11 protein-coding genes and 1 tRNA gene are annotated in these 15867 nt (G+C 59.8%); 8 read left to right on the top strand and 4 right to left on the bottom strand.

Annotated elements, in window-relative coordinates:
* Window positions 1-640: 640 nt before the first annotated feature.
* From DESU86_RS07660 to DESU86_RS07635, 6 genes are all read left to right on the top strand, one after another.
* Window positions 641-1564, top strand: coding sequence for a sulfite exporter TauE/SafE family protein (locus tag DESU86_RS07660; protein ID WP_179980510.1), 924 nt, complete (start codon window positions 641-643; stop codon window positions 1562-1564).
* Window positions 1565-1609: 45 nt separating this feature from the next.
* Window positions 1610-2488: a glutamate racemase gene (gene murI, locus DESU86_RS07655; protein WP_179980509.1), complete on the top strand. Its 879-nt coding sequence runs from the start codon at window positions 1610-1612 to the stop codon at window positions 2486-2488.
* 355 nt (window positions 2489-2843) lie between these two features.
* On the top strand, window positions 2844-3119 hold the full coding sequence (locus DESU86_RS07650) for an HU family DNA-binding protein (protein WP_022659096.1): 276 nt from the start codon (window positions 2844-2846) through the stop codon (window positions 3117-3119).
* Window positions 3120-3277: 158 nt separating this feature from the next.
* Window positions 3278-3367: transfer RNA gene (locus DESU86_RS07645), tRNA-Ser, on the top strand.
* Between the two features lie 363 nt (window positions 3368-3730).
* Window positions 3731-5500: a methyl-accepting chemotaxis protein gene (locus tag DESU86_RS07640; RefSeq protein ID WP_179980508.1), complete on the top strand. Its 1770-nt coding sequence runs from the start codon at window positions 3731-3733 to the stop codon at window positions 5498-5500.
* A gap of 445 nt (window positions 5501-5945) precedes the next feature.
* Window positions 5946-7745 carry a methyl-accepting chemotaxis protein gene (locus DESU86_RS07635; RefSeq protein ID WP_179980507.1) on the top strand — a complete coding sequence of 600 codons (1800 nt, stop codon included), beginning with the start codon at window positions 5946-5948 and terminating at the stop codon, window positions 7743-7745.
* A 542-nt stretch (window positions 7746-8287) separates the two neighbouring features.
* On the opposite strand, the gene DESU86_RS07630 is transcribed toward DESU86_RS07635, so the two are convergent.
* The 4 genes from DESU86_RS07630 to DESU86_RS14530 all read right to left on the bottom strand — a co-directional run bounded on the left by DESU86_RS07630 (window position 8288) and on the right by DESU86_RS14530 (window position 13092).
* Window positions 8288-8545 carry a hypothetical protein gene (locus DESU86_RS07630; RefSeq protein ID WP_179980506.1) on the bottom strand — a complete coding sequence of 86 codons (258 nt, stop codon included), beginning with the start codon at window positions 8543-8545 and terminating at the stop codon, window positions 8288-8290.
* 196 nt (window positions 8546-8741) lie between these two features.
* Window positions 8742-10217, bottom strand: coding sequence for a sigma-54-dependent transcriptional regulator (locus DESU86_RS07625; RefSeq protein ID WP_179980505.1), 1476 nt, complete (start codon window positions 10215-10217; stop codon window positions 8742-8744).
* A complete protein-coding gene (locus tag DESU86_RS07620) occupies window positions 10217-12313 on the bottom strand; it encodes an ATP-binding response regulator (protein WP_232088415.1) in 2097 nt (698 codons plus the stop codon). The genes DESU86_RS07625 and DESU86_RS07620 overlap by 1 nt, the downstream gene beginning before the upstream one ends.
* A gap of 110 nt (window positions 12314-12423) precedes the next feature.
* A complete protein-coding gene (locus DESU86_RS14530) occupies window positions 12424-13092 on the bottom strand; it encodes a c-type heme family protein (RefSeq protein WP_232088295.1) in 669 nt (222 codons plus the stop codon).
* Window positions 13093-13754: 662 nt separating this feature from the next.
* Here DESU86_RS14530 and DESU86_RS07615 point away from each other — a divergent pair.
* The gene (locus tag DESU86_RS07615) at window positions 13755-14222 is read left to right on the top strand and encodes a NapC/NirT family cytochrome c (RefSeq protein WP_179980504.1); all 468 of its coding nucleotides are present in this window, start codon (window positions 13755-13757) and stop codon (window positions 14220-14222) included.
* Entirely contained in the window at window positions 14215-15816 is a 1602-nt protein-coding gene (locus DESU86_RS07610; RefSeq protein WP_179980503.1) for an ammonia-forming cytochrome c nitrite reductase subunit c552, read from the top strand. Before DESU86_RS07615 ends, DESU86_RS07610 begins: the two co-directional genes overlap by 8 nt.
* Window positions 15817-15867 lie beyond the last annotated feature (51 nt).

The raw sequence follows: 15867 nt of genomic DNA, 5'->3' as shown, positions 1-15867 counted from the left end.
AGCATACATTTTTGCAGGACGACAGGCAACGCGCCGTCATCCGCCCTGGCGGCGGCGCGTTGCACTGCTTTGTGGGGGAGGGACCCTTTTGTAAAAAGGTCTCCTCCCCCACGCCCCCTCCCCCCAAAACTCTTATTTTTAGGGAAGCGCGGATCTATTCCGTTTGGCGGACTTGCTTCACTTTTTTGAAACCGTCGAGGACGGAAGTGCCCACTCCTGCTTCATAAAAAGATCGCGTCTTGCCAAAGGAAATACCAGCGCGTTTCCAGAAGGCTCTTTAATCAGCGCTTCCCTAAAATTTTTTGGCAGGGGTATTTCAATACATTTTATGGCGTTCCGACCTGGAGCATGGGGCAGCAGAAACAGCGTTTTCAGGCAACACGCCGCCGCACGCCCACCTGCCCTAGAGCAGTTTACGAATGAAATGAGTTAAATGCCATGCAAGGATTTTTCTGAAAAATCCTTGCCACGAAATGCGAGTAGGCGGGCTTTTGCCTGCCGTACGCGAGCATTTCAAGTGTTATCTAGTGACAAGAGTTAAAATCACGCTTATTATATAAACCGTGAAGAGCGATACGCTTATTCTACTGTTTTTTAATATTTTTTTATAATGCTATTTTTACAAAACCCGGGGGCCGTCATGTATTTTCCCACTGCCGGCATCGAATGCAACCCGCTGCTGCCCTTTGGTGTTGCCCTGGGCATATCTTTTTTTACGTCCATGGGCGGCATCTCGGGCGCGTTCCTTCTGCTCCCCTTTCATATGAGCGTACTTGGCTATGTGAACCCCAGCGTCAGCGCCACCAACCAGTTTTTCAACGTGCTGGCCTGTCCGCCCGGCGTCTGGCGCTACTGGCGTGAGGGCAGGCTTGTCTGGCCATTGACCCTCACCGTGGCCGTCGGAACCTTGCCGGGGGTTTTTTTCGGGGCGCTCATCCGCATCAACTGGTTGCCAGACCCGACAAATTTCAAGATATTCGCGGGGCTGGTACTGCTGTATGTCGGCGGGCGCATGGCCCTTACCACCTGGAAGGCCCGGCACAACAAGACGGAAAGCATGCGGGCGGGCGGCTCGGCGGCAATAAACCCCGCAGGTCGGCAGCCGGCCACAGACCGTTGCACCGTGCTTGTGTGGAACACCCGCGCCCTTGTTTTTGTTTTTCAGGAAAAAAACCATACCGTTTCCACCCGCAAACTGGCCCTGCTCAGCCTTGCCGTCGGCCTTGTGGGCGGCATATACGGCATAGGCGGCGGCGCCATCATGGCTCCTTTTCTGGTTTCCTTTTTTGCGCTTCCGGTTTATGCCGTGGCCGGAGCTACACTTTTTGCCACCTTTCTCACATCAGTGGCAGGGGTGAGCTTTTACTTTCTGCTGGCCCCCTTTTATCCGGACATGGCTGTCGCGCCCGACTGGCGCATGGGCCTGCTGGTGGGGCTGGGCGGCATGTGCGGCATGTATCTTGGCGCACGCTGCCAGAAATACGTGCCCGCCACTTTGCTGAAATGCCTTCTGGCGGCCATTTTGCTCTTTACAGCCATACGGTATTTGGGCCAAGGTTTCTAACGGCCGCCTGCCTTTGTCTGGGGCGGCCCATTCAAAGGATATGGCATGGATTCGAATTCCCGGCTGCCCATTGGACTTTTTGACTCCGGCATGGGCGGCCTTACCGTTTTCAAGGCTCTGGCCAAGCGCCTGCCCGGCGAAGATCTGCTCTACCTCGGCGACACAGCCCGGCTGCCCTATGGCACAAAGGGCCGTGACACCATCATCCGTTATACGCTCAGCGCCGCGCAAAAGCTGGTGGACATGGGCGTCAAGATGCTGGTGATCGCCTGCAACACGGCCACAGCGGCTGCCCTGCCCGCTTTGCGTGAGCATTTTGCTCCCCTGCCCGTTCTGGGCGTGGTGGAACCAGGATCACAGGCAGCGGCAGAGGCCAGCCGCAACGGACGCATCCTGGTGCTGGCCACGGAGGCCACCATCAACGGCGGGGCCTATCAGCAGGCCATTACGCGCATCCGCCCCGATGCCGTGGTTCTGACGCGCGCGTGCAATCTTTTTGTCTCGCTGGCCGAAGAGGGCTGGATGAACGGCCCCCTGGTTGAAGGCATCATCCGCCGCTACCTTGAAGGGCTTTTTGATGCGCCGGATAATAAGACCGCCAATGACGCCGCGCTTCTGCCCGACACCCTGGTGCTCGGCTGCACGCACTACCCCCTGCTTCAGGACGCATTGCGTCAGGTTGTGGGGCCGGACGTGCATATTGTGGACTCCGCCGCCACCACAGCGGAATTTGTGGCGCGGGAGCTGAACACTCTGCATCTGCTGCACCCGGACAGGGCGACCGCTGACAGCGATGCCACAGGAAAGCACCTGGGGCAAAGCCATTTTCTGACCACAGACCACGTGGCCCGTTTTATCCGCACTGGCGGCCTGTTTCTTGGCCGAAAAATGACGGAAAGCGAAGTAACCCTGGTAGATTTGTAGGTTATAATTCTTATTTTCAAATATTTCATCAGACTATCAGTAATCATGATCGTGCGCGCAGCCTTGCCAGAACGGATTTCTTTTGGTTTCGCGAGCCAAAAAGCTTGAACGGCGCGCATTTTACGCTTTTTCGTTGACAGAAAAACTGCGCTAACGTAATGAGACAACAGTCTGACGGCGCAAAAAACGTCAATGTTCAAAATCCCCCATGGCGCGGCGATGCCGGGTTGGCATATCCGTGACTATCCCATGCGAGATCGGCCCGTCGGGCCACCGCCTTATGGTCATACCGTTGCGTGTGCCCCAATATGGCATCAATCAGGGAACAAACCGAAATCCTTTATGGAGAAGCATCATGACTAAAGCTGAGCTCGTTGAAAAAATCCATGCCAAAGCCGGCCTTCCCACCAAGGCTAAAGCTGAAGAAGCCCTTGACGCCGTAGTGGCTTCCCTGCGTGAAGCCTTGGCCTCTGGCGAATCCGTGACCTTTACCGGATTCGGCAGCTTCAAGGTTGTGGAACGTGCCGCCCGCAAGGGTCGCAACCCCCGCACTGGCAAGGAAATCACCATTCCGGCCAGCAAGGTTGCCAAATTCACGCCCGGCAAGGGACTGAAAGACGCCATCAAATAAATTTGGCGTAACTAAGTTTTTACGGCGCGCTCTCCCCTTGGGGAGAGCGCGCCGCTGTTTTTCGCGCAGCCGCCAGAGTCGCCACCCTGGAAATGTTCTATTGAATTTCAACACGGAATACATTACTAGCTTGTACAACGCCAACGCGCGCACCCTGCGGAGGGGTGGCAGAGCGGTTGATCGCGGCGGTCTTGAAAACCGTTGAAGGTGTGAGCCTTCCGGGGGTTCAAATCCCTCCCCCTCCGCCATAAAAGCATTGCATGCAGCCCCATAAAGCCCCAAGGCCGAATGGGGCTTGTTTTTTATCCCGCACTTTTTCTTAATTTTTCAGGGTGTTTTGCCATTCCCCGGTTGCGGAATGCCGCAGAGGCTGCTACAAAAAAACGCATAGATCACAGCTACATTTACAAGGGTCGGGCCTCTGCGTCCGCTCTTAATCCGCGCCCGTCTGCCTTTGCCAGTCAGGACAGGGCTCCAGCGGACGGCATCCCCCCACATTCCGTGTCAAGACGGAATGGCCGAGTAGCCCGCAGTATGGTCTGTCGGGCTTTTTTTGTCAGATGCAGGACGCGAGTCCCGCACCGTACACCGGCCATCGTGAAGGAGAGCCAATGAAGTTGGGCGTCAAACTTACGCTGTCGTTCCTGTCTGTCATCGCCATACTTCTTGTTCTTTCAGGCGTTGCCATCAAAAATCTCGACGCAATGAACGCACGGGTACGTGAAATCGACAGCACGTGGCTGCCAGCGGTCATCGCCGTCCAGGCCATGAACATCCAGCTCAATGCCGTTCGGGCGGACCTCGCCGCCATCATGTCGCAAAACTATGCGGACGAAATCCGCAAGTATGAGGCGAGAATCCAGCAGTCCCTGCAAATCATGCAGGAAAACCGCGACGCATTTCTCACGCTCATGCAGACCCTGCCCGCAGGCCTTGCCAGCACGGACAAGGAACTCATAGAGCGCCTTGACGCCCTGTCCGCCGAGGCCGCCGAAGTGCGCGAAGGGATGATCAAAAGCATGCTCAACGGTCGGCGCGGGCTGGCGGCATCCACCTTTGACGGCAAATACCGCCCCCTTTTTGACAAAATGGCCGAGGCCTGCGCCGAACTTGTCAAGCGCAACGTCAGCGGCAGCCAGCAGGCTGCGGCCGAGGCCTCGGCCATTGGCGAACAGGCGCGCGCCACTTCCCTGATTCTGGCCGCTATCGCCATCATTTGCGCGGCTGGCATTTGCATGTATCTCACGCGATCCCTCAGCAGACAACTCGGCAAGGACCCCGGCCAGTTGGCCCTTATCGCCCGGCGGGTGGCCGGAGGCGATTACAGTATGGACAACGACACGTCACGGCGCGGCGTCTACGCCGACATCGTCGCCATGGTGGAGGCCCTGCAAAAGCACATAGCACGGTCACGCCGTGAATCGGAAAAGGCCGTGGAGCAGTCGCGCATGGCGGCGGAAGCCCTGACCAAGGCGGAAGCCTCGGAAGAAAACGCCAAAAAGAAAACAGCGGCAATGCTTGCCGCAGCCCAAAAGCTCGAGCGGGTTGCCGAGGCCGTGAGCGCTGCCTCCACCCAGCTTTCTGCGCGCATCGAGCAGTCCGACAGGGGGGCGGTCGCCTCGGCCCGGCGGCTGGCCGAGGCCGCCAGCGCCATGAACCAGATGAACGCCACCGTGCACAACGTGGCCCGCAACGCCGCCCAGGCGTCAGCGGCATCGCTTGATACGCGCGAAAAGGCGGTGGCTGGAGCCAGCATAGTGGAACAGGCCGTCCACAGCATAAGTCAGGTGCATGAGGTTTCTCTGCGACTCACGGAAAATATGGGACAGCTCAATGCCCAGGCCCAGTCCATCAGCAATATCATGAACGTCATTTCCGACATTGCCGATCAGACCAACCTGCTGGCCCTCAATGCGGCCATCGAGGCGGCACGGGCCGGAGACGCCGGACGCGGCTTTGCGGTTGTGGCCGACGAGGTGCGCAAGCTGGCCGAAAAAACCATGATTTCAACGCATGATGTGGGCAATGCCATCAGGGCCATTCAGGAGAGCACGGCCACAAGCATGGCCGCCATGGGCACTGCGGCCGCCCAGGTGAGCAAGGCCACGGGATTCGCCAACCAGTCCGGTCAGGCCCTGGGCGAGATTGTCACCACCGTTGAAGGCGCGGCGGATCAGGTCAATGCCATTGCCGCGGCCAGCGAACAGCAGTCAGTTGCCAGCGACGAGATCAACCGCAGCATTTCCACGGTCAACGAAGCCGTGCAGCAAATGGCCCAGGCCATGAGCGAGGCGTCACGGGCCGTTGGCGAGCTTATGCGGCAAACCGGCACCCTGACATCTCTTATTGCGGAAATGCGCGACGAAGAGTACAAACAGTAAATCTTTCCGGTTAAATGTCTCCTGAAGCCGAGTCGCGCGACTTCAGAAGAATGCCATGCGCCGCCGTATCTGCTCTTCCGGGCAGACTGGCGAAGTGCTGCACATGTGCAGGCATGGCTTGTTCATTTTCTGTAAAGCCATGAACCAGCACCCCAATTCCACGTTCCCGTGGCTGTGGCGACCTTGCCCGGCCGCGCTGTACGCTGCTTGCCCACGGCCCAACCGCCCGTTACCAGGCATGCGCCGTCACCCCCCCTTTTCCAGCCCACCTTCCGGCACGGCCCCAATGCGGACCTGACGCCTTATTGCCTCAAAACCGAGGTATGAACGCCCCATGCCAGCGCGACCAGCATTTTATTGCGCGCTCCCCTCAGCAACATCAAACCCGCTGTTTCCACACGGCTGTCAGGCGGAAAGTCCACCCGGACCGACCCGGAGAATCGCCATGCTCAGAGCCATCAACATTTCACAGCGCATCACGCTTTTTGTAGTTCTCATGATAGCCATGACCATAGCCATGGCTGTTCTGTCCTTCTTCATGACCAGAAGCGTCATCAACGAAGGAACCGTCGTGGCAAGAAATCAGCTGCTTGCCTCGCAGCGCGCCCGCATCAAGGATGTGACCCACTCCTCTGCCCTGGGGCTGGCGGCCATGACAAAGGGGCTGCCCCAGCAGGAGCAGTTGCGCGTCATCGCTGATTATGTGGAAAAATCCCGTTTTGAAGACGACGCTTCAGGCTACTTTTATGTCTATGAGGGCACCGTCTGTGTGGCCCACCCCACGCAAAAGCAGATCATCGGCAAGGACCTGTCCGGCACGGCCGACAAGCAGGGCGTGCACTACGTGACGGAACTGAGCAAGGCATCGGCCAAGGGCGGGGGTTTTGTGGATTTTGTCTTTCCCAAGCCTGACGCGGGCGACGTGTTCAAGCTCGGCTATGCCGAAAACGTCCAGGGCACGCCGTACTGGATAGGAACCGGCGTCTACATCGACAATGTGGACAGGGACGAAATCAAACTGCACAACACCATGCACGCGCTGCTCACAGAGACGCTTACCACCTATGGCGGCGGCTTTCTGGCCATCCTGCTGCTTCTTGTGATTCCCCTTTCCTACCGCCTGGTGACATCCATCACCCGGCCTCTGGGCAGCATCACCGGCCAGGCCCGGGCGGTGGCCGCAGGCGACCTTGATGTGCACATCGAGCCCACGGGCAAGGACGAAGTGGCCGTGCTGGAGCAGGCCCTGCGCGACATGGTCGGCAACCTCAAGCGGCTCATCGGCCAGGCTGCGGAAAAGAGCCGTCAGGCCGATGAAGAGGCCGCCAAGGCCAGAGCGGCCCAAAGCGAGGCCGAGCAGGCGGGCAGAAGAGCGCAGGCCAAGACGGACGCCATGCTTGTGGCCGCCGACAAGCTGGAACAGGTGGCCCATGTGGTCAGCACGGCCTCGACGCAGCTTTCGGCCCAGATCGAGCAGTCCGACAAGGGCGCGCTGGATGCAGCCAGCCGCCTGACCGATGCCGCCACCGCCATGAACGAGATGAACGCCACGGTGCAAAGCGTGGCCCGCAACGCGTCCGAGGCTTCCGCCGCGTCGCGCGAGACGCGTGAAAGGGCCGTTGCCGGAGCGCACATTGTGGAGCAGGCCGTATACAGCATAGGGCAGGTGCACGAGGTTTCGCGCCGCCTTACGGAAAATATGGGCCAGCTCAACGATCAGGCCCAGGCCATCAGCAAGATCATGAACGTCATTTCCGACATTGCCGACCAGACAAACCTGCTGGCCCTCAATGCGGCCATCGAGGCGGCCCGCGCCGGAGACGCCGGACGCGGCTTCGCCGTTGTGGCCGACGAGGTGCGCAAGCTGGCTGAAAAAACCATGGCTTCCACCCATGATGTGGGCAATGCCATCACGGCCATTCAGGAAAGCGCGACCAAGAGCCTCACCGCTATGGAAAGCGCGTCCGAGCAGGTGGATCAGGCCACGCAATTCGCCAACCAGTCCGGCCAGGCCCTCGGCGAAATCGTCACCACGGTTGAAGCCACGGCGGATCAGGTCAACGCCATTGCCGCCGCCAGCGAACAGCAGTCCGCCGCCAGCGAGGAAATCAACCGCTCCATCACCTCGGTCAACGAAGTGGTGCAGCAGACCGCCCAGGCCATGGACGAGGCTGCACGGGCCGTCAGCGATCTGGCGCGCCAGGCGCACAGTCTCACCGACCTCATCGCGGACATGAAAAAATAGCCTGCAGGGCACAGTACGTCGCTCAAGCATACGCTGACAGCAAACGTCCCTCCGGTCCGTACGGGCCGGAGGGACGTTTGCACAACAGCATATCAGATCATCGTTAAAATGCTTCACACTTCAATTTGCCAGCCTGCAGAAAAGCGCACGCCTGGCTGAATCCTAGAGCATTTTCGCATTGAGAATATCCATTCTCGCGGTAGCCCTTGCCCGCTTCTGCGGGCTTGCCCGAACCGTTGGCGGGAACCGCCTTACGGGGCAGGACAGCATCGCTGGTGAAATTGCTCTAGGCACGGTGCAGCGTACAGCGCCCCCGTACCGCAGTAGAGCATAAATCCTTTTTCAAGGGGATACGGCACTGGCCGCACGGCCCGCTTTGCACGTGAGCCGGGCCGCAAAGGGCAAAACGCCAGCATCGCAATCACTCTGCCGCACGGGCGCCACTGGCGGTCAGGTATGCATTCACGCGCCGTAACGAAGGTGTTGCAAGCTTTGAAGATGGAGGTTCCCAGAGCTACTCTGCCCTGAGATGGGGGATGCGTCTATTCTTCAAGCCAGGAATCGTCTTCAAGCACAGTGTAGCCGCGCACCACGAGGTAGTTCACGCCATCGACCTCTTCATGCTGGCCGGTAACCTCCACAGGAAGGCTGACTTCATCGTCAAGGTCAACACCAGCTCCACGAGGCACAATACGGTATTCCACATCGTCCTGGATCACGGCCACCCTGGCCTGCCGCGCGTCCACAGAGCGCGGCACTGCCGTAACATATCCTTTGATAGTAAGGGGACTCTTGTTCATATGCTGTCTTATTGCCTTTAATAAGCCGATTTTTTTCGCTATAGCGCCTTTCATGCGGCGATGCAAGGTTTCTGGGCCCCCTAACCTGACCTTTTTTGCGCGACCAGCCACAAGAAAGCATATAACCATTGAAAAAGCTGGATGCGCTCACCCTGCGCGCGAGTGGGGCGCGGCGTAAAACCGCCTGGCGGGCGTGTTACAGGCCGCACTTCTTCATAAGCTCATACCAGTGCCCGCGCGATATGCCAGCCAGCGTCGCGGCCTTGCGCGCGTCGCCGCCGCTGACGGCCCATACGCGGCGCACATAGGCCTCTTCGGCCTGAGCCTTCCACTGGCGCAGCGCCGGCAGACCCTCCTCGGGGGCGGAAAGCGGCGGCAAACCGGCAGATGCGCCCGCTGCGCCGCCGGACGGGACGCTGGAAGCCTGAAATCCGCAGGCAGGGGGCTGGACGGCAACGCTGGCGGCAACTTCGGCAAAAACTCCTTCCTGCCCGCGGCCCATGCGACGGCGCGCCTCGTCCACGCGCATATGGGTGGGCATATGCACGGGCAGAAGCAGATCGCCCTGTCCGGCGGCCAGGCAGGCGCGCTCTATGCAGTGGATAAGCTCGCGCACATTGCCGGGCCAGGGATATTCCATAAGCATGTCCAGCACCTGCCCGGAAATGGCCTTGCCCGGCAGCTCATTGTGCAGGCAGAAGCGGCTGACGGCCTGCTGGGCCAGCGCGGGGATCTCGTCCCTTCTCTCGCGCAGGGGCGGAATGACGATGGTGAGACCCTGAAGGCGGTACAGCAGATCGGAGCGAAAGGAGCCGTCCCCGGCCATGGTCTCAATATTTTTGTTGGTGGCCGCCACAAGGCGAAAGTCGCTGCTGACCTCGCGCACTTCACCCACGGGCCTGAACCGCTTGAGTTCAAGGGCGCGCAAAAAAGCGCCCTGCATGGCCTGGGGCAGGTCGCCCACCTCGTCAAGAAAAAGCGTACCCTTGTTGGCCGCCAGCAAAAGCCCTTCCCGCGCCCTGTCCGCCCCGGTGAACGCGCCACGGCTGTGCCCGAAGAGGTGGCTTTCCACCAGTGTTTCAGGCAGCGAGGCGCAGTCCACCGTCACAAAAGGGCGCGCGGCCCTCGCGCTGTTGCGGTACAGGGCCTTGGCGAAGACTTCCTTGCCAACCCCGGTTTCCCCCAGCAAAAGAACGTTGACCTCGCTCTGCGCGGCCTGGGCCAGAAGCTTCAGGGCGCGGCTCATGCCCACGCCCGCTCCCAGAATATGACCGCTGTCCACCAACAGGGATTCCGGCCCCGGAACCCTGTTTTTACGGAAGGTCAGCACATGGCGCAGACACTGCTCAATGTCGCGCACCTTCAGGGGCTTGGTCAGAAACTCCCATGCCCCCGAGCGCAGGGCAACTTCGGCGGCATCGCCGTCGCCGTGCCCCGTAATGATGACCACATCGGGCATGCCGGGCAGATGGGCAAAGTCGCCCTGCCATTCAAGGCCGCTGCCGTCGGGCAGCCAGACGTCAAGAAGCACGACGTCCACGCCCTGTCGGCCCATCTCCAGACCTTGGCTGAGGTTCTCCGCCAGCAGCACTTCGTGCCCCATGCGCGTGCACACCACTTCAACCATGGTGCGCATGAGCGCTTCGTCATCCACCACGAGAATACGGGCCATCAACAGCCTCCCTTGCAGCCCGCCGGGGCCGTGCCTGCCGCGAAACCCGCCCCAGTGCCCGATACACGCGGGACAGGACACGGCACAAGCGTTGTGCCAGGCATGGCGTCCACGCCGTCCATATCTTTGCCCAGATCTTTGTCCAGTTCTTTGTCCAGTTCTTTGTCCAGCATATCCAGAGCCTCCCGCAGAGCGGCGCGCATCTCGGTCACGGCATGCTCCATATCCGTTTTTTGCGCCTGCTCCACATGGCAGGCCCGCGCCCGCAGCACATCAAAGCGCATGCTTCCGGCGGAGTTTTTGACGGCATGCCCCAGCCGCCGCAGGCAGGCATCGTCACCTGCGGCCAGGGCCGCTTCCAGTTCCGCGTCACGAATGCGCAAATCCCCCCGCAACACTCCGGCCAGCCGCGTCATCAACTGAAGGTCGTCATCCAGCGCGTCCATGGCCGCCTGCCTGTTCCAGAGCGCCAGAGCCTCTTCCCCTTGCGGGTCAAGGTCGCCTTCAGCCTTCGTTTCGCGTCCACGTGGCGCGGCAAGGGCAGAATGTCCGGCAGAGGCAGGATATTCGGCAGGAGCAGAATATTCGGGCTGGCAGCGCAAAGCGTGCGCACTGCCTTCAGCCCCCAGCAGGGAAGACAGTTTTTTGCGCAGCACGGCAAAGGTCAGGGGTTTGAGCAAGACGAGATCAGCCCTCAGGTCTTTGCAGCGCCGCCGGTCTTCCGCGTCAAGGGCGGCGGTGTATATGACGGTTTTTTGCAGCACCGGAACGGCGGCATGGCCGAGGCGCACGGCCTGCAGCACGTCAAGACCGCTCATGTCGGGCATGCGCGCGTCAAGAATAACCAGATCCCACGGGCCTTGTGCCAGGGCGGCCAGCGCGGCCTTGCCGTCACGCGCCATGTGCACGCACGCGCCCTCAGCCCGCAGCATATGTTCCATTATGTACCTGTTGGCCTCATTGTCTTCGGCCACAAGAATGCGGCGGCCCACAAAGCAGCCGTTCTCTGAACCAGGCTCGGCCCCGCCGCTCGCGTCTGCGCCAAGGTCTGCGAAGGCATCTGCGCCACCACCTGCGCCAAGGTCTGCGAAGGCATCTGCGCCACCACCAGCACCCGTGGCAGCATCCGCCAGTGCGCATTCCGCGTCACAGGACAGGAGTGGAGACAAGGCAGGGGGTGACGCGGCGAACCGCGCAGACCCGGCGGACGCCTCCGGTCCGGTGGAAAGCACAGTCCCGGAGCACGGCACAGCCCTGGCGGACGACTCATACATAACATCTGCGGTGGACGGCGGAACGGCCGCCCCGGCGACCCCAACGACAGTTCCCGGCGCTGCTTCCGGCGCGGCGCAGGCACCGTGCGCCGACGCTGCGGCGGCCTGACGGTCGGGGCTGTCGCTCTTTTTTCCTTCAGCGCAGCCATGCAGTTGCAGGCACACCTCAAGGGCAAAGCAGGCTCCCCTGCCCGGCGCGGAATTTACCGTCACATCGCCGCCCATGCGGCGGGCAATGGTGCGCGCGATATACAGTCCAAGCCCCGTGCCGGGAGCCGACAACGCGTCGCTGCCCCGCTGAAAACTTTCAAAGATGCGCTCGGCGTCTTCAAGGGGCAGACCCGGCCCTGTATCCTGCACCAGAATCCTGAGACACAGGGCATCCGCCGAGCCAAAAGGAGTACTTGCCGGTTTTCGCCCGGCGGGCCCCACGCAGACGCGCACACGCCCAAGTTCGGTAAACTTCACCGCATTGCTCACAAGGTTGCCCAAGGCCTGACGCAAACGAAAGCTGTCGCCCACAACGGCGTCCGGCAATTGCGGGTCCACGTCCAGATCGATATCCAGCCCCTTGGCCTCTGCCACCGGCAAGAACAGGACTATGCAGTCGTCAAGGGCCGCACGCAGGGAAAAGGGGGCGGCCCGCAGTTGCAGCGCGCCCTGCTCAAGACTTGCGTGATCGGTAACGTCGCGCACCATTTCCAGCAGAGCGCCGCCCGCCTGCGTGAGATAGCGCAGGGCGTTCTTGCGTTCCTTTTCCGGCGCGCCCTTTTGCTGTAAAAGTTCGCTCATGCCCAGTATGGCCGTCAGCGGCGTGCACATGTCGTGGCTCAGACGGGCCATGAAGGCGCTCTTCATGCGGCTGGTTTCTTCGGCCAGCCAGCGCCGCCGCGTGAGATTGAGCGTAAGCCCGCCGATGGCAAGCACGCCCGTCAGGCCCAGCAGGGAATAGAGCAGGCGCATGTTGCGCTGTTGCAGATCGGCGTTGTGCATATAGGCTTCGGCGTTCTGGCTGACGCTGATGCCGCCGAGCACCTCGCCCACCTTGCGGCCTGGTGGCAACGCAGGCAGCTATCCTGCGCCACAAGCACGTTGAGCAGGCGCAGTTTGCCCTGTCCGTCCGTTTCAGGAGCGCTGAAGATTTCCCGCGCCCCCTCCGTACACTGGCCAAGGGCGTCGGACTCCCAGGCGTCAGCCTTGTTTTCGGGGCGCAGGGGCACATTGCTGATGATACTGATGCCAATACCCGGTTGCGAATTTCGTTCAGCCAACTGGCGGCTCATATAGGCGGGATTCATGAGCACAAGGGTGCGCCCGTCCGCTGTTTCCACGGTGCGTTCGGCTTCGGGCAGCCAGGGATTGGGCTGGCCGTATGCGCTTTTCAGCACATAGACGCCGCCGTGGACAGCATTCCAGTTGCGGGCGTCCATAAGTTGTCGCGCAACGGTGGATAATCTGGTATGTTCCAGTTCAAGCCTGTGGGCTTCATCAACGCGCGCGGCCTGACGGTAGAGCGCGAGGGTGAATACAAGCCATAAAAAACAGGCAAGTAGGGGCAGCCAGATGGCCGGGCCATTCTTTTTTGCGGCAACGTGCGCCATGAAAACCCCGCGAGTTGAGGAGGAGCAGAAGCCCAATCTGTTGTCATAATTTAATGAAATTTTGTCATTTTTATCTGAATATAGCAAGGCTGCCAGCCTCCATTGCCAAAAAAATCACATAACGCCTAAATTTATTACGCTTTTTTTCAAGCCCTAAATATCTGTACAAATGGTACACTTTTTGATGATATAGTGGTCGGAATTATGTTGCCATGGTGGCAACATACTGGGCGGTCTGCCTGAATTAACGACCACCCGGCGACTTTTCAGAGCATTTTCATTGTGAAATGCTCTGGCGGCTGAATGGGCAGACGCCCGCCGTTACGGCCCATGCTCCCTGTCTGTCTGGGTACACACGGTGGCACATGCCGTAATGGTTGCGGTTTAACCTTTGGGAACGCCTGTTCTCAAAATCTGCTTCAGCGGTTGTCAGCGCTCATGACGACGCAGGCTGCCAAGCCTGCCAGTGGGCGATACCCCGCCCTGGGAATCTGGGTTTTCAGGGCGCATCTGCACTAGAGCGGTTAACAAATGGATTGCGTTAACTGCTCTGCAAGGATTTTCAAGAAAATCCTTGTCACGAAATGCACGCAGGCAGGCTTTGTCTGACGTACGCGGGTATTTCAAGTGTTAATGCTCTAGGAGCGAGTGAAGGAGGCTCTATGGGTACACCCCGCAATGGACCCTGGCTCAAATGGCTGATGGGCGGCGTTGCGGCGGGCATGGTGCTACTGGGCGTCATGGCGTATGCCATGATTACCACGGACCAGCGGCCGTTCTGCGCCAGCTGTCATATCATGCAGGAAGCTGCCGTGACCCAGAAAATGGGTATGCACGCCAAGCTCTCGTGTAATGACTGCCATGCCCCGCACAATCTTTTGGTCAAACTGCCGTTCAAGGCAAAAGAAGGGCTGCGCGACGTAGTGGGCAACATTTCGGGTCACGATGTTCCGCATCCCCCAAGTCTGCACACCCGTGATGTGGTCAACGCCAACTGCAAGGCGTGCCATGCCCAAACCAACATCAACGTGGCCAGCATGGACGCCAAGCCTTATTGCGTGGATTGTCACCGGGGCGTCACCCACATGCGTACGCGGCCTATCAGCACAAGGACGGTAGCCTATGAATAAGCGAATTGTGACCACGGCCCTGGCTCTGGCCACGCTGCTGGGCGTTGCTTTGCTCAGCGGCTGTCAGGATGTTTCCACCGAGCTGAAGGCCCCCAAATACAAAACAGGCATCCCTGAAACGGAACTCAAGATGTCGGCCTTCAAGGGCCAGTTTCCCCAACAGTACGCTTCGTATATGAAAAATAACGAAGACACGGTCATGACCGAATATAAGGGGTCGGTTCCCTATCACAAGAATGACAACGTGAATCCCCTGCCCAAGGGCTTCAAACATGCCCAGCCCTACCTGAAAAACCTCTGGCTGGGCTATCATTTCATGTATGAATACAATGAAACGCGCGGCCACACCCACGCCATTGACGATTTTGTGAACATCGACCGCAACAACCGTTACGGCGCCGACGGCAAGGGCAATATGCCCGCCACCTGCTGGAACTGCAAAACCCCCAAGATGATGGAATGGGTCGGCAAGTACGGCGACAAGTTCTGGTCTATGGACGTCAATGAATTTCGCGGCAAGGACAAGATCAGCGCCCATGAAGAAAGCATAAGCTGCGCCACCTGCCACGACCCCGGCACCATGGAACTGCGCCTGTATTCCGAACCGCTCAAGGATTGGCTCAAGCGCAGCGGCAGGGATTGGCAGAATATAAGCCGCAACGAAAAGCGCATGCTCGTCTGCGCCCAGTGCCATGTGGAATACTACTTTACCCACAAGGACAACGGCCCGGCAGCCAAGCCCGTCTTCCCCTGGGATAACGGCATGAACCCCGAAGACATGTATCAGTACTACAAGGGCCACGGAGCCAAGGGCCCCGACGGCAAGCCCGGCCCCTTTGCCGACTGGGTGCACGCGGCCTCCAAGGTGCCCATGATCAAGATGCAGCACCCCGATTATGAAACCTTCCAGGACGGTCCCCACGGCGCGGCCGGCGTCGCCTGCGCCGACTGCCACATGCAGTACGTGCGTGAAGACGGCAAGAAGATCTCCAGCCACTGGATGACCTCGCCCATGAAGGACCCCGAAATGCGCGCCTGCCGCCAGTGCCACGCGGACAAGACCGCCGAATACCTGCGTGGGCGTGTGCTGTACACCCAGAAGAAGACCTACGAACAGTTGCTCAAGGCACAGGAAATATCCGTCAAGGCCCATGAGGCCGTGCGCCTTGCCAATGCCTATGACGGCCACCGCGCCCCCAACTATGAAGTCCTCATGACTGAAGCGCGCGACATGGTGCGCAAGGGCCAGTTGTTCTGGGACTACGTCTCCGCTGAAAACAGCGTGGGCTTCCATAACCCGGCAAAAGCCCTCGACACCCTCATGACCAGTATGGAATGCAGCCAGAAGGCCGTTGACCTGGCCACCCAGGCCACGGAATTTGGCATCGCCCCGGCGCTGGCCGGCGACATCAAGGAAATTGTGCCGCCCATCCTGGACATGAGCCGCAAGCTCCAGCAGGACCCGGAATTCTTGCAGAAGAATCCCTGGACCAAGCTCCTGCCCGTGCTGCCCAAGGCTGAACAGGTCTGGGAAGGACAGGATCGCCTGACCTCCCAAGGCGGCCAGACCGGTCAGAGCGACCAGCCCAAGTAGTTCCACGCAGCCCATAACCTCCATGCAGCCATAACCTCCACAGGCTCTGTC

It is taken from the genome of Desulfovibrio sp. 86, assembly GCF_902702915.1.
In the GTDB taxonomy this organism is placed as follows: Bacteria; Desulfobacterota; Desulfovibrionia; order Desulfovibrionales; family Desulfovibrionaceae; genus Desulfovibrio.
The sequence above is the reverse complement of the archived record's forward strand: the minus strand, read 5'-3'. Positions and strand labels throughout refer to the sequence as shown.